Origin of the sequence: Embleya sp. NPDC050154 (assembly GCF_044460165.1) — a bacterium.
Lineage (GTDB): Bacteria > Actinomycetota > Actinomycetes > Streptomycetales > Streptomycetaceae > Embleya.
In genome coordinates this window covers 17,025-32,342 of the sequence record NZ_JBITJP010000030.1, presented here as the reverse complement: position 1 = coordinate 32,342, position 15,318 = coordinate 17,025, and the positions used below count along the sequence as shown (strand labels likewise).

The window sequence follows — 15,318 nt, the reverse complement described above, 5'->3', positions numbered from 1 at the left end:
CGTCGGGGTCAGGCGGTGCCCAGCTCCCGGTCCAGCAAGTCGAAGATCTCTTCGGCGGAGGAGGCGGCGAGGGCGTCCTCGCCCAGGGCCGGGTCCGCGCCGGCGTCCGACGGGGCACGCCACTTCCAGAGCAGGCTCTCCAGGCGCCGGGTGACCGCCGCCCTGGTCTCCCGGTCGGCCGGCAGTCGGGACAGGGCGTGCTCCAACCGGCCGAACGCGACCGGCGCGGGACCGGCCGCGGCCGCCGTCTCCAGCCCGAGCTCGGTGCCCAGATGGGCGGCCAGGGCCGCGGGGGTGGGGTGGCTGAACACCAGGGTCACCGGCAGCCGCAGGCCGAGCGCGGCGCCGAGTCGGCCGCGCAGTTCGACTGCGGCCATCGAGTCCAGGCCCAGGTCGCGCAGCGGCTTGTCCGCGGCCACGTCGGCCGCGGCGTGGCCCAGGACGGCCGCGACCTGATCGACCACCAGATCGCCCAGTGCGCGCTGCCGGTCCTCCTCGCTCAGGGCGGCCAGCCGGCGCAGCAGTGCGGCGGCGGTGGCTTCGGGTTCGGCTTCCGACGCGGTGTCCTGGGCCGGGCGGGCCGAGCCGGGCCGCAGCAGCGGGACCGAACCGGCGCGCGGGGTCGCCGACTCGGACTCGGTGAGCGCGGCTCGGAGCCGGTCCGGCGAGACGGCGCGCAGCGCGAGCGAGCGCACCGTGAAGGCGGTCGCGCCGGTCCCGGTCGCGGCGACCAGCGAGAGCGTGTCGGGCGAGTCGCCGCCCGCCTCCAGCCGTACGCGCAGTGAGGTCGCGCCGGGGGCGTGCAGGGTGACCCCGGACCACGCGAACGGCATCCGGACCTCGGCGCCGGCCTCGGGTTCCGCGGTTCCTTCGGCCGCCGCGCTCTCCCCGGCCGCCACGCCGACCGCCCGGAGGGCGGCCGTCAGGAGCAGCGGGTGCAGTCCGTAGCCGGCGGCGCCCTGGCGCTGGTCGGCGGAGAGGGCGACTTCCGCGTACAGGGTCTCGCCGGACTTCCAGATGCCGCGCAGCACTTGATCGGCGCGCGGCTCGGCGTCGTCGGTGTGCGGCACGGGTACGGGTACGGCTCCGGTCGGCGGCCAGACGGCCAGGTCGTCCTCGGGGTCGGGTGCGTCCTGCGCCCCGTCCGCGACGGGGGCGAGCAGGCCGTCGGCGTGGCGGGTCCACGTCCCGGCCGCCTCGGCGTCGTCCGGGCAGGAGTGCACGGACACGGGGTGACGCCCGTCGGGCCGCGCGGCGCCCACCGACACCTGGATCTGCGCGCCGCCGCGCTCGGGCAGCGGCAGCGGCGCCTGGAGGGTCAGTTCCTCGACCGTGCCGAGACCGGTCAACCGGGCTGCGTGCAGGGCGAGTTCGACGAAGACGGCGCCGGGCAGGAGCGCCGTGCGCGCGGAGATGTATTCGGCCAGCCAGGGGTGGGTGCGCCGGCTGACCCGCCCGGTGAGCACCACTCCTTCCGCGTCGGCCAGGTCGACCGCCACGCCCAGAACCGGGTGCCCGGTGGCGATCAGCCCCAGCCCCTGCGTGGCGGCCGCGCCGGCGGACGCGCCCCGGAGCCAGTACCTCTCCCGCTGGAAGGCGTAGGTGGGCAGGCCGGTCGACTGCGGCTCGATGTCGGCGAAGGCGACCCGCCAGTCGACGTCGACGCCTTGGGCGTACGCCTGGGCGAGGGCGGCGGTGAAGCGGTCGGGGCCGCCCTCGCCGCGCCGCAGGGTGCCCAGGACCGGGGCCCGCGACCCGGCCGCCTCGACGGTTTCCAGGACGGCGGTGGTCAACACCGGGTGGGCGCTGGTCTCGATGAACGCGTCGTGGCCCTGGTCGAGCAGGGCCCCGACCGCCTCGTCGAAGCGGACGGTCTGCCGCAGGTTGGTGTACCAATACTCGGCGTCCAGGGCGGTGGTGGCCAACAGGCCACCGGTGACGGCGGAGTAGAAGGGGATGCTCGCGGCGCGTGGTTCGACGCCCGCGAGGGCCACGAGCAACGCGTCCCGGATCGACTCGACCTGCGGGGAGTGCGAGGCGTAGTCGACCGGGACGCTCCGCGCCCAGGTGCCCTGGGCCTGACAGCGCGTCAGCAGCTCGGACAGCGCGTCCGGGTCACCGGAGAGGGTCACCGAGTGCGGGCCGTTGACGGCCGCGAGCGAGATCCGGTCGCCGAACGGCGCCATCAGCTCGGTGACTTCCTCGGCGGACAAGCCCACCGAGGCCATCGCGCCCTTCCCGGCCAGGTCCAGGATCGCCTTGCTGCGCAGCGCGACGATCTTCGCGCCGTCGTCCAACGAGAGCGCGCCGGCGACGCACGCGGCCGCGATCTCGCCCTGGGAATGGCCCACCACGGCAGCGGGCCGCACACCGTACGACCGCCACAATTGGGCCAACGAGACCATCACCGCCCACAACACCGGTTGCACCACATCCACCCGCTCCAGCCACGCGTCCGATTCAGAGCTCAGCACGGAGGTCAACGACCAGTCGGCGAACGGCGCGAGCGCCTCCTCGCACGCCCCGATCTGTGCGGCGAATGCGGGTGACGCCGAGAGCAGCCCGCCGGCCATCGCGACCCACTGGGAACCCTGACCGGGGAAGACGAACACCGGACGGGTGCCAGCCTGTGCCACCCCCACGACCGCGTCGACCCCAGAGCCCCCGGCCGCCAACCCCGCAAGGGCGGCGAGCAACCCCTCCCGGTCGGCCGCCGTGACGACGGCGCGGTGTTCGAGCCGGGCCCGGGAGACGACCAACGAGTACGCGAGGTCGGCCAACACCGGCTCGGCCGACACCGTTTCGGCCGACACCGTTTCGGTCGGGTCCGATTCGGTCGGGACCGGTCCGGGCAGCGCCTCGACGTGCTCGGCGAGCCTGCGGGCCTGCGCGCGCAGCGCCTTGGCGGAGTGCGCGGAGAGCAGGAACGGCAGGACGGGCAGGGGGGTGCCGGGGTCACCGGTGGGGCGGGGTTCGCCCGCCCGCACCGGCGCGGCGGGCGGCTGTTCGAGCACCACGTGCGCGTTCGTACCGCTGATGCCGAAGGCCGACACGGCCGCGCGACGCGGCCGGTCGTGGTCGGGCCAGGCGCGGGGCGCGGTGAGCAACTCCACGGTGCCGGCCGACCAGTCCACGTGCGGGGTCGGCTCGTCCACGTGCAGGGTCGCGGGCAATACGCCCTCGCGCATCGCCAGCACCATCTTGATCACGCCCGCGACGCCCGCCGCGGCCGTGGTGTGGCCGATGTTGGACTTGACCGAGCCCAGGTACAGGGGGGTGGCGTCCGGCCGGTCGCGGCCGTAGGTGGCGAGCAGCGCCTGGGCCTCGATGGGGTCGCCCAGCGCGGTACCGGTACCGTGCGCCTCGACCGCGTCCACGTCGCGGGCGGTGAGCCGGGCGTCCGCCAACGCCTGCCGGATGACGCGCTGTTGGGAGGGACCGTTGGGCGCGGTCAGGCCGTTGCTGGCGCCGTCCTGGTTGACCGCGCTGCCTCGGACCACGGCCAGGACGCGATGGCCGTTGCGTACCGCGTCCGAGAGGCGCTCCACCAGCAGCAGGCCGACACCCTCGGACCAGCCGGTGCCGTCCGCGGCGGCGGCGAACGCCTTGCAGCGGCCGTCCGGGGAAAGCCCGCGCTGGCGGCTGAACTCCACGAATCCGGTCGGGGTGGCCATCACGGTCACGCCGCCGGCCAGCGCCATCGTGCATTCGCCGCGCTGGAGGGCGCGGCCGGCCAGGTGCAGGGCGACCAGTGACGAGGAGCACGCCGTGTCGACGGTGAGTGCGGGGCCTTCCAGGCCGAAGGCGTAGGCGACTCGCCCCGAGATCACGCTGCTGATGCTGCCGGTGAGCGCGTACCCCTCAACGCCGTCCGGAAGGTCGCCGGCGCCGGCGCCGTACCCGCAGGCCGCGCCGCCGACGAAGACACCGACCGGATGGCCCTTGACCGAGGTCGGGTCGATGCCGGCGTTCTCGAACGCCTCCCAGGAGGTCTCCAGGAGCAGCCGCTGCTGCGGGTCCATCGCCAGCGCCTCGCGCGGCGAGATCCCGAACAGCCCCGCGTCGAACTCGGCGGCGGTGTCCAGGAATCCGCCCTCGCGCACATAACTGGTGCCGGGGTGTTCGGGATCGGGGTCGTACAGGGCGTCGAGGTCCCAGCCCCGATCGGCCGGGAAGTCCGTGACGGCGTCACCGCCTTCGGCGACCAGCCGCCACAGGTCCTCGGCGCCGCCGACCCCGCCGGGGTAGCGGCAGGCCATCGCGATGACGGCGATCGGCTCGCCGTCGACGGCCGTGCCCGGTATCGGGTCGGCGCCCGTGGGCTGTGCGCCCGCCAGTTCGTCGAGCAGGAAGCCGGCCAGCGCGGTCGGCGTGGGGTAGTCGAAGACCAGGGTGGTCGGCAACTCCAGTCCGCTGCTGTGCGCCAGTCGGTCGCGCAACTCGACCGCGGTGAGCGAGTCGAAGCCCAGGTCGCGGAAAGCGCGGTCGGCCGAGGGCAGTTCACCGGCCGACAGGGCGAGTACGGCGGCGGCCTCCCGGCGGACCAGGTCGAGCAGGAGCTGTTCGCCCTCGCCGGCGCCGGCCTCGGCCAGCTGCCGGGAAAGCACCGGGTCGCCCGAAATCGCGGCCTCGGAGCCGAGTTGGGCTCGGTACTGGGCTTGGTCGGCCAGATACGCGCGGGTCTCCGGCAGGTCGCCGAGGAGGGCGCTGGGCCGCAGCGCGGTGAAGCGGCGCAGGAACTGCGGCCAATCCACGTCCGCGAGGACGCCGACGGCCTCGGGGCGGGCAACGGCTCGGGCCATCAAGGCCACCGCCGTCCGCGGGTCCATCGCGCGCAGGCCGCGGCGGGCCAGTTGCTCGCCGCTCTCGCCCGCCGCCATGCCGGCGCCCGCCCACGGGCCCCAGGCGACGGCCGTCGCGGCAAGTCCTCGCGAGCGGCGGTGCCGAGCCAGGGCGTCGAGGTACGCGTTGCCCGCCGCGTAGGCACCCTGGGCTCCGCTGCCCCACACGCCCGCGATCGAGGAGAACAGCACGAAGGCGTCGAGCCGCCGGTCCCCGAACAGCGCGTCCAGGTGCGCGGCGCCGAGCACCTTGCCCTCGGTGATCCGGGCACAGGCGGTGAGGTCGGTCTCGGTCACGGTGGCGGCCTGGCCGATCCCGGCGGTGTGCACCACGGCCCGGATCGGCGGTCCGTCCGCCTCGGCCTCCGCCACCAGCCGGGCGAGCGCGCCACGGTCGGCGACATCGCAGGCCGCCACGGTGACCCGGACGCCGTGGGCGGTGAGTTCGTCGACGAGTTCGTCGGCCCCCGGGGCCAGCGGACCGCGCCGGCCGGTCAACACCAGGTGTTCCGCGCCTCCTGCGGCGGCCCAGCGGGCCACCTGGGCACCGAGGCCGCCGGTACCACCGGTGATCAGGATGGTGCCGGCGGGCACCCAGCCGGGGCCCGGGCCCTGGCCGTCCGTGGTGGTGCGACGCAACCGGGGGACCCAGGCGCCGGTGGCGCGCAGCGCGATCTGGTCCTCCGCGCCGTCCGCGGCGACGGCTTGGGCCAACCGGGACCACACCCGGTCGTCGGCGCCGGTGGGCACGTCCACCAACCCACCCCAGGCGGTGGGTAATTCCAATGCCGCAGCCCGGCCGAAGCCCCAGACCTGCGCGGGCGCGGCCCCGGATGCGGGGTCGCCGCCGACGGCTACGGCTCCTTCGGTCACGCACCACAGCGGAGCGGTGCGGCCCGCGTCGGAGAGGGCTTGGACCAGCGTCACGGTGTCGGTGAACCAGGTGGTGAGGGAGGGGTGTTCGGGGTGCGTCCCGGGATCGCCGGTAAGCAGCGTCACGACCCCGGCGAGCGGACCCGCCGTACGGATCCGCTCGGCCAGTGCCTCGCGCTCCCGTTCGGCGTGGGTCGGTATCAGCGTCTCGACCTGTGCGCCGGCCTCGGTGAGCGCACGGGCACACCGCTGAGCCGCCACCGCGTTCGGGCCGTCCGGGTCGTTCGCGTCGTCCCGGCCGTCCGCGGTGACCGGCTCGGCTTCGGCTCGACTGATCAACAACCAGGTTCCGCTGAGGCGTCGTCCGCCCTCCGGCGTCCACGGCCGCCACGTCGTTTCGTAGCTCCAGGTGTCCTGCAGGGTGCGTTCGCGCCGGCTTCGCCGCCAGGAGGCGAAGGCGGGCAGCAGTGCGGTGAGTGATCCGCGCCGCGCCTCGTCGCTCAGGTCGAGTGCGTCGGCCACCTGATCGCCGTCGCCGCGCTCGACGGCGGCCCAGAACGCCGGGTCAGCGTCGGCCGGTGCGCCGGAGGCGGCCGGCCCGGGGGTGACCGGTTCGAGCCAGAAGCGGCGGCGCTGGAAGGCGTAGCCGGGGAGTTCGGTGGTCCGCGCTCCGGTGCCGGCAAAAAAGGCCGACCAGTTCACCGCGATTCCGGCGAGGTGCGCGGCGCCGAGCGCACCGATGAGCGCGGCCGGCTCCGTCCGTTCGGAACGCAACACGGGCACCACGGCGATGCCGGGCTTCACGGGAAGGCTTTCGCGGGCCATCGCGGTGAGGACGCCGTTGGGCCCCACCTCCAGAACCGCTGTGACCCGGGCGGCGGCAAGCGCGGCGACTCCGTCCGCGAAGCGGACCGGTTCGCGGATGTGGCGCACCCAGTAGTCCGGGTCGGCCAGTTCCTCGACCTCGGCGATTCGGCCGGTCAGGTTGGAAACGATGGCGATCGTGGGCTCGCCGAAGGACACCGTCTCCAGGACGGTACGGAACTCGGCGAACATTGGCTCCATAAGCGCCGAATGAAAGGCGTGGCCGACCCGCAGCCGCCTGGTCCTGCGGCCCTGCTCCGCGAACTGCGCGGCGACCGCCAGAACGGCGTTCTCGTCGCCCGAAATCACTACGGACGTCGGTCCGTTGATCGCGGCCACACCGACCGTGTCGGAGCCTTCCAGGGCGGTACGAACCTCGGCCTCGGCGGCCTGCACCGCGACCATCGCACCACCCGCCGGGAGCGCCTGCATCAACCGGCCCCGCGCGGCCACCACCACGGCCGCGTCCTCCAACGACCACACCCCCGCCACATGCGCGGCGACGAGTTCTCCGATCGAATGCCCCAACAGGAAGTCCGGCCGCACACCGAACGATTCCACCAACCGGAACAGCGCCACCTCCACGGCGAACAACGCCGCCTGCGTGAACACCGTCTCGTCCAACAAACCCTCGGCACCCTCCGCACCGAACACCACATCCCGCACCGAATACGCGACATGCCCCACCAACCGACGATCCAACTCGACAACAGCGGCATCGAACGCCTCCGCGAACACCGGGAAGCGATCGTGCAGCTCACGTCCCATCCCGACCCGCTGACTCCCCTGCCCACTGAACAACAACGCCAGCCGACCGTCGGCGCTCGCCGGGCCCGTCACCACGCCCGATGCGGTCTCCCCGCGCCCCAGTGCCTGGAGGCTGTGCAGGAGTTCGGCCGAATCCGCGGCGGTCAGCACGGCCCTCTCCGGCAACGTCGCGCGTGCGGTCGCGAGCGTGTGTGCGACATCGGGCAGCGCGAGCCCGGACTGTTCCCGCAAGAACGTCGCGAGGTTGCGCGCCTGCGCGTACAGCGCCTCGGCGGTGTGGCCGGAGAGCACCCAGGGCAGCGCGGCGACGTTCGTCCGAGCCGCGACCCGGGTGGCGCCTGAGGGCGGTTGGTCGCCCGGCAGGTCGGCGGGCGCGGTGTCGGGGGCCTGTTCCAGGACGACGTGCGCGTTGGTGCCGCTTATGCCGAACGAGGAGACCGCCGCCCGACGCGGGCGACCGGTGACCGGCCACGGCATGGCCTCCGCGAGCAGCCGTACGGAGCTCGCGGCCCAGTCCACGTGCGGTGTCGGCTCCGCCACGTGCAGCGTCGGCGGCAGCACGCCCTCGCGCATCGCCTGGACCATCTTGATCACGCCGGCCACGCCCGCCGCGGCCTGCGTGTGCCCGATGTTCGACTTCACCGAGCCGAGGTGGACCGGGTGTTCCGCCGGCCGGTCCCGACCGTAGGTCGCGATCAGGGCCTGGGCCTCGATCGGGTCGCCGAGCGCGGTACCCGTCCCGTGGCCCTCGACCGCGTCGACATCCCGCGGCGACAGGCCGGCGGCGGTCAGCGCCTGCCGGATGACGCGCTGCTGGGACGGGCCGTTGGGCGCGGTCAGGCCGTTGCTCGCGCCGTCCTGGTTCACCGCGGAACCGCGGATGACGGAGAGCACGCGATGCCCGTTGCGCACGGCGTCCGACAGGCGCTCCACGACCAGGACGCCGACGCCCTCGGCCGGGCCGAATCCGTCGCCGTCCGCCGAGAACGCCTTGCAGCGGCCGTCCGCCGCCAGGCCGCGTTGGCGGCTGAACTCGACGAACAGTCCCGGTTCCGACATCACGGTCACGCCGCCGGCCAAGGCCATCGAGCACTCCCCGCCGCGCAGCGCCTGCACCGCCAGGTGCACCGCGACGAGCGACGAGGAACAGGCGGTGTCCACGGTGACCGCGGGCCCCTCGAAGCCGAAGGTGTACGCGACCCGGCCGGAGCCGATGCTCGGCGTATTGCCGGTGCCCAGGTAGCCCTCCAACTCCTCCGGGGCCCGGTCGAGTCGACTTGCATACCCCTGCGCGACCAGCCCGGTGTACACGCCGGTCCGGCTGCCGCCGAGGGTGTCCGGCGAGATGCCGGCGTGTTCGAGGGCCTCCCAGGAGGTCTCCAGGAGCAGCCGCTGCTGGGGATCCATCGCCAGCGCCTCGCGCGGGTTGATGCCGAACAGTTCGGCGTCGAACCGGTCGGCGTCGTGCAGGAAACCACCGGAGCGGGTGTAGCTGGTGCCCGCGTGATCGGGCTGCGGGTGGAAGAGGCCCGCGAGGTCCCAGCCGCGGTTCGCGGGAAACTCGGAGATCGCGTCCCCACCCGCCATGACCAGGCGCCACAGATCGTCGGCGGAGCGAACGTCCCCGGGAAAGCGGCAGGCCATGCCGATAATCGCGATCGGCTCGTCGGCGCCGGCCGCCCCCGGCGCCGATGTCGCGGCGACCACGTTCGGCTGCACACCGGGCAGTTCGGCGCCGAGGTGCCGGGCCAGCGCGGTCGGGGTCGGGTAGTCGAAGACCAGGGTGGCGGGCAGCCGCAACCCGGTGTCGGCGGTGAGGCGGTTGCGCAGTTCGACCGCGGTCAGCGAGTCGAAGCCGAGGTCCTTGAACCCGCGGTCGGCGGCGACGGCCGCCGGGTCACCGTGGCCGAGCACGGCGGCGACATGCGTACGGACCAGTTCGAGGAGCACGCGGAAGCGGTCGACCGGCGCGAGCGCGGCGGTCCGCCGCTGCCAGGTCGACCCGCCCGTACCGGCGTCGGTCGCCGCGACCCGGCGAGCCGGGCCGCGAACCAGGCCGCTGAACACGCCCGGCAGCGCGCCCGTCCCGGCCAGGGCGCGCAGCGCGGCCGGGTCCAGGCGCAGCGGCACCAGAAGCGCCTGCGGGAGGGCGCGAGCGGCATCGAAGAGCCGCAGTCCGAGTGGCGCGGCGAAGGGCAGGATGCCGCCGCGCGCCATCCGGTTCAGGTCGTCACGGCCGAGGTGGCCGGTCATCCCGGTGGCCTCTCCCCACAGTCCCCACGCGAGCGAGGTGCCCGGCAGACCCGCGCCCTGCCTGTGGGTGGCGAGCGCGTCCAGGAAGGCGTTGGCGGCGGCGTAGTTGGCCTGGGCCGGTCCGCCGAAGACACCGGCGATGGACGAGAAGAGGACGAAGGCGGAGAGGTCGTGGTCGGCGGTGAGTTCGTGCAGGTTGACCGCGCCGTCGACCTTGGATCGCAGGACCCGCTCCAGACGCTCCGGGGTCATCGACTCGATCAGGCCGTCGTCGAGCACACCCGTGGCATGAACGACCGCGGTGAGCGGGGCTGTGACAGGTATCCGCGCCAAGGCCCCGGCGAGGGCCTCCCGATCGGCCGCGTCACACGCCTCGACAACGACCCGGGCACCCAGACCGCCGAGCTCGGCCACCAACTCCCCCGCGCCCGCGGCGTTCGGACCGCTACGACTGAGCAACACCACACTCCGCACACCGTGTTCCGCAACCAGACGACGGGCCACCAGAGCACCCAACGTGCCCGTGCCACCCGTGACCAGAACGCTCCCGCCCGGATCGAGCGGCACCGGCATCCGCAACACGACCTTCCCCACATGCCTCGCCTGCGACATCAACCGAAACGCCTCCGGCGCCCGCCGCACATCGAACGACCGCACCGTGATCGGCACCAACACACCCGACCCGAACAACGGCATCAACACCGCGAACAACCCCGCGATCCCATCCGCGCCCGCCGCCTCCACCAAGTCGAACGCGTCATACGACCCCACCCCCGGATACGCGGACCGCACCACCCCCGCATCCCGCACATCGGCCTTGCCCATCTCCACGAACCGACCACCAACGGCCACCAACCGCAACGAGGCGTCCACGAACTCACCCGCGAGAGAGTTCAACACCACATCCACACCACGCCCACCGGTCGCCGAACGAATCCGCTCCTCGAACCCCAACGTCCGGGACGAAGCGATATGGGCGTCATCCAGACCCAACGACCGCAGAGTGTCCCACTTGCCCTCACTCGCCGTCGCGAACACCTCGGCACCCAGATGACGCGCGATCTGCACCGCCGCCATCCCCACCCCACCCGCACCGGCATGAACCAACACCGACTCACCCGACCGCAGACCACCCAACTCCACCAAGCCGTAATACGCCGTCAGAAACACCACCGGCACCGACGCCGCCCGCTCGAACGACCAGTCACCCGGCGTCAAAGCCACGGTCCGCACATCGGCCACCGCCGTCGGACCGAACGACGGGAACATCCCGAACACCCGATCACCCACCGCGAACCCGGACACCCCCGGACCGACCTCGATCACCACACCCGCGCCCTCGCCACCCATCGACGCGGCACCCGGATACACACCCAACGCGATCAACACGTCCCGGAAATTGAGACCGGCGGCCCGCACCGCGATACGGATGTGCCCCGCATCGAGTGCGGTTTCCTCCGCGTCCCGCGGCACCGGGACGAGCGACAGGTTCTCCAGCGTCGCGGTCCCGGTCGTGTCCAAGCGCCAGGCACCGGGCGGCGGGACCAGCACGTCGGCAGACCCACCGACCCGCGCCAACCGGGGAGCGAGCATCTCGCCGTGCCGCAGCGCGATTTGCGGTTCCCCACTCCACGCGGCAGCCTCCGACAGCGTCCCGGACGCCGGAGTGTCGTCCGTGTCCACCAGGACGAACCTGCCGGGATGCTCGCTCTGCGCCGACCTGATCAGACCCCACACAGGCGCGTGCACGAGGTCCGCCACCACGTCACCCGGACCCGCCGCCACCGCGCTGTGCGTCACGACGACCAGCCGCGACCGGGTCTCCCCTTCGGCCGCGAGCCACTCCTGGATCCGCCCCAACACGTCGGCCGTCGCCGCCGACACGGCATCCGCGAGGCCGTCGCCGATCGGGGTCACCGAGGGGGTGCAGTCGAGCCAGGCCACCTGGTCGGTGTCGGCGCTCGGCTGTTCGGCCGCCGGGGAAGGAACCGGGATCCAGTCCAGGTGATAGAGGCTGTCGGTCGTCTCGTCGGCGGCGGGCGCCAGGTGGTCGGCGGCGACCGGCCGCAGGGTGAGCCCCATCGCGGAGAACACCGGTCCGCCGGTGCTGTCGGTGGCCTCGACGGCCACGGAGTCACCGTCGTTCACCGACAGTCGGACACGCAGTGACGACGCGCCAAAGGCCCGCAGCCGGACGTTGTTCCAGGCGAACGGGAGGCGGACCGCGGTGCCGCCCGCGCCGACGCCGGTCAGCGCCACCGCCTGTAGCGCGGCGTCCAGGAGGGCCGGATGCAGCCCGAAGCGGTCGGCGCTGTCCCGCTGTTCGGCGGGGAGGGCCACTTCGGCGTACACCTTGTCGGCCACGCGCCAGGCGGCGCGCAGCCCCTGGAAGGACGGGCCGTAGGCGTAGCCGACGTCGGCCAGGTCGGCGTAGAAGCCGTCCAGCGGGATCGGCTGCGCACCGACGGGCGGCCACTCGGTCGGATCGAAGTCGGCGGCGCTCGGCGGCGCGGCGACCGCAGCGGACTCGGGCCGCAGCAGCCCGACGGCGTTCCTGGCCCAGGCCCGCTCGGTGTCGTCGTCGGTCCGCGAGAACACGGAGACCGTCCGACCGCCGTCGACGTCCGGTGCCGCGACCACGACCTGGATCTGAACTCCGCCGTGCTCGGGCAGCACCAGCGGTGCTTCCAGGACCAGTTCGTCGAGGAGGCCCCAGCCCACGGAATCTGCGGCCCGGATGGCCAGTTCGACGAAGGCGGTGCCGGGCAGCAACACCGTCCCGGCGACCGCGTGGTCCTGGAGCCAGGGGTGCGAGGACAGCGACAGCCGCCCGGTGAGCAGGAGTCCCTGCCCATCGGCCAGGGACACCGAGGCGCCCAGCAGGGGGTGGCCCTCGCCGGTGAGCCCGAGTCCGGCCGCGTCATCGGCGCCGCCCGTCGAGACGTCGCGCAGCCAGTACCGCCGGCGCTGGAAGGCGTAGGTCGGCAGGTCGACGTCGACAGTGGGGCGATCGCCCAGCAGCGGCGACCAGTCCACGGCGAGGCCGTTGACGTACGCCTCCGCGAGCGCGGCGGTGAAGCGGTCGAGTCCGCCCTCGCCTCGGCGCAGCGTTCCGAACACCACCGCGCGGGCTTCGGCGGCTTCGATGGTGCTCTCGATCGGCGTCGTCAACACCGGGTGGGCGCCGGCCTCCACGAAGGCGTCGTACCCCTGCCGGAGCAGCAGCCGGATCGTCTCCTCGAAGCGAACGGTTTGCCGCAGGTTGGTGTACCAGTAGTTCGCGTCGAGCGCGGTGGTCTCCTCCACCCGCTCGGCGATGACCGTCGAGTAGAACGGCACCGTGGCCGCAAGCGGTTCGATGTCGGCCAGTTCCGTCGAGAGCCGATCACGGATGGCCTCCACCTGCACCGAGTGCGAGGCGTAGTCCACCGGTATCCGCCGTGCCCAGACGCCCGACCGTTCGCAGTCCGCGAGCACTTCGTTCAAGGCGGCCGGCTCACCGGACACGGTCACCGAGGACGGACCGTTCACCGCCGCGACCGAGATCCGACCCTCGTACGCCGCGATCAACTCGGCGGCACGATCAACCGGGACGCCGAGCGACACCATCCCGCCCGCACCCGCCAACTCCAGAATCGCCCGGCTCCGCAGCGCCACGACCTTCGCGCCGTCCGCCAGGGACAGCGCCCCGGCCACGCAGGCGGCCGCGATCTCCCCTTGCGAGTGGCCCACCACCGCGGCCGGCCGTATACCGAACGAGCGCCACAGTTCGGCCAGGGAGACCATCACCGCCCACAGCACGGGCTGCACGACGTCCACCCGGTCCAGCCACTCGTCCGACTCCGACCGCAGGATCGACGTCAACGACCAATCCACGAACGGCGCCAACGCGCCCTCGCACGCGGCGATCCGCTCCGCGAACACCGTTGCGGAGTCCAGCAGATCCGCGGCCATCCCCAACCACTGCGAACCCTGCCCCGGGAACACCAGTACCGTCCGGCCCGAGGACCGCGCCGCACCGGACACCACACCCGCGGCGGACTCCCCCGCGGCCAGCGCGGCCAGCCCCGCAGTCAACTCCGCGCGCCCCGAGGCCAGTACGACCCCCCGGCACTCCAGCACCGACCGCGACGCAGCCAGCGCCGACGCGATCACCGTCGGGTCCGACTCGGCATGCGCCGCGACGAATTCGGCCAGCCGACCCGCTTGCGCTCGCAGTGCCCCCGGCGACTTGCCCGACACCACGAACGGCACCGTCATGGGCGGGAGCGTCTCGGGTGCCCCCTCCCCCGCGACCGCCTCGGCCTTCGGTGCCGGTGCCTGTTCGATGATCACGTGCGCGTTCGTACCGCTGATCCCGAACGATGAGACCGCGGCGCGGCGCGGACGGTCGGCCGCGGCGGGCCACTCCCGCGCCTGGGTCAGCAACTCCACCGCGCCCGCCGACCAGTCGATCCGCGTCGAACGCTCGTCGGCGTGCAGGGTTTTCGGCAGGGTCCCGGCCCGGATCGCCAGGACGGTCTTGATCAGGCCCGCGACGCCGGCCGCGGCGCCGGTGTGGCCGATGTTCGACTTCACCGAGCCGAGCCAGAGCGGGTGGTCCGCCGGGCGGCTCCGACCATAGGTGGCCAGGAGTGCCTGCGCCTCGATCGGGTCGCCGAGCCGGGTGCCGGTGCCGTGTGCTTCCACCGCGTCCACGTCGGCCGCCGACAGACCGGCGTTGGCCAGCGCCAGCCGGATCACCCGTTGCTGCGAGGGGCCGTTGGGCGAGGTCAGGCCGTTGCTGGCGCCGTCCTGGTTGACCGCGCTGCCGCGCACCACCGCAAGCACCCGGCGGCCGTTGCGCCGCGCGTCGGCCAGCCGCTCGACCAGGAGTACACCCACGCCGTCGGCGAGGCCCATCCCGTCGGCCGCCTCCGCGAACGCCTTGCAGCGGCCGTCCTCGGCCAGTCCGTGCTGGGCGCTGAAGCCGAGGAACTGGCCGGGGGACGACAGCACCGTGACGCCGCCGACCAGAGCCAGCGAGCACTCGTCGTTGCGCAGCGACTGCACGGCCAGGTGCAGGGCCACCAGCGAGGACGAGCACGCGGTGTCCACGGTCACGGCGGGGCCTTCGAGCCCGTACAGGTAGGACAGTCGGCCGGAGAGCACGGCGGCGGCGGTGCCGGTGGTCAGGTGTCCGGCGTACTCGTCGGGCACCCGGCCGGCCGTCCAGCCGTAGTCCAGGGTGTTGGTGCCCATGAACACGCCCGTCGTGCTGCCGCGCAGGGTGGCCGGCAGGATCCCGGCGTTCTCGAAGACCTCCCAGGAGGTCTCCAGGAGCAGCCGCTGCTGCGGGTCCATCGCGACGGCCTCGCGCGGGGAGATCCCGAAGAAGTCGGCGTCGAAGCCGGCCACGTCCACGATGAAGCCGCCGGACGCGGCGTAGCTGGTGCCGGGGTGTTCCGGGTCGGGGTGGTAGAGCCGGTCCAGGTCCCAGCCGCGGTCCCGGGGCAGCGGGCCGATCGCGTCCTCGCCGCGGTCGACCAGTTCCCACAGGTCCTGCGGTGAGGCGACACCGCCGGGGAAGCGGCAGGCCATGCCGACGATCGCCACCGGCTCGCCGGTCGCGGCCTCGGCCTCGGCCTCGAACTCCTCGATCCGCTGCCGCGCGTCGTGCAGTTCGGCCGTGGTCCACTTCAGGTACTCGCGAAGGGTCTCTTCATTGGCCACGGCAGTC

Annotated in this window: 1 protein-coding gene; it reads right to left on the bottom strand. The window is 73.4% G+C overall.

The window, feature by feature from the left end; translation table 11 throughout:
* Nucleotides 1-8: 8 nt before the first annotated feature.
* Complete coding sequence (locus ACIBSV_RS42000) at nt 9-15,311, bottom strand: type I polyketide synthase (protein WP_395872762.1); 15,303 nt, start codon at nt 15,309-15,311, stop codon at nt 9-11.
* Nucleotides 15,312-15,318: the final 7 nt, after the last annotated feature.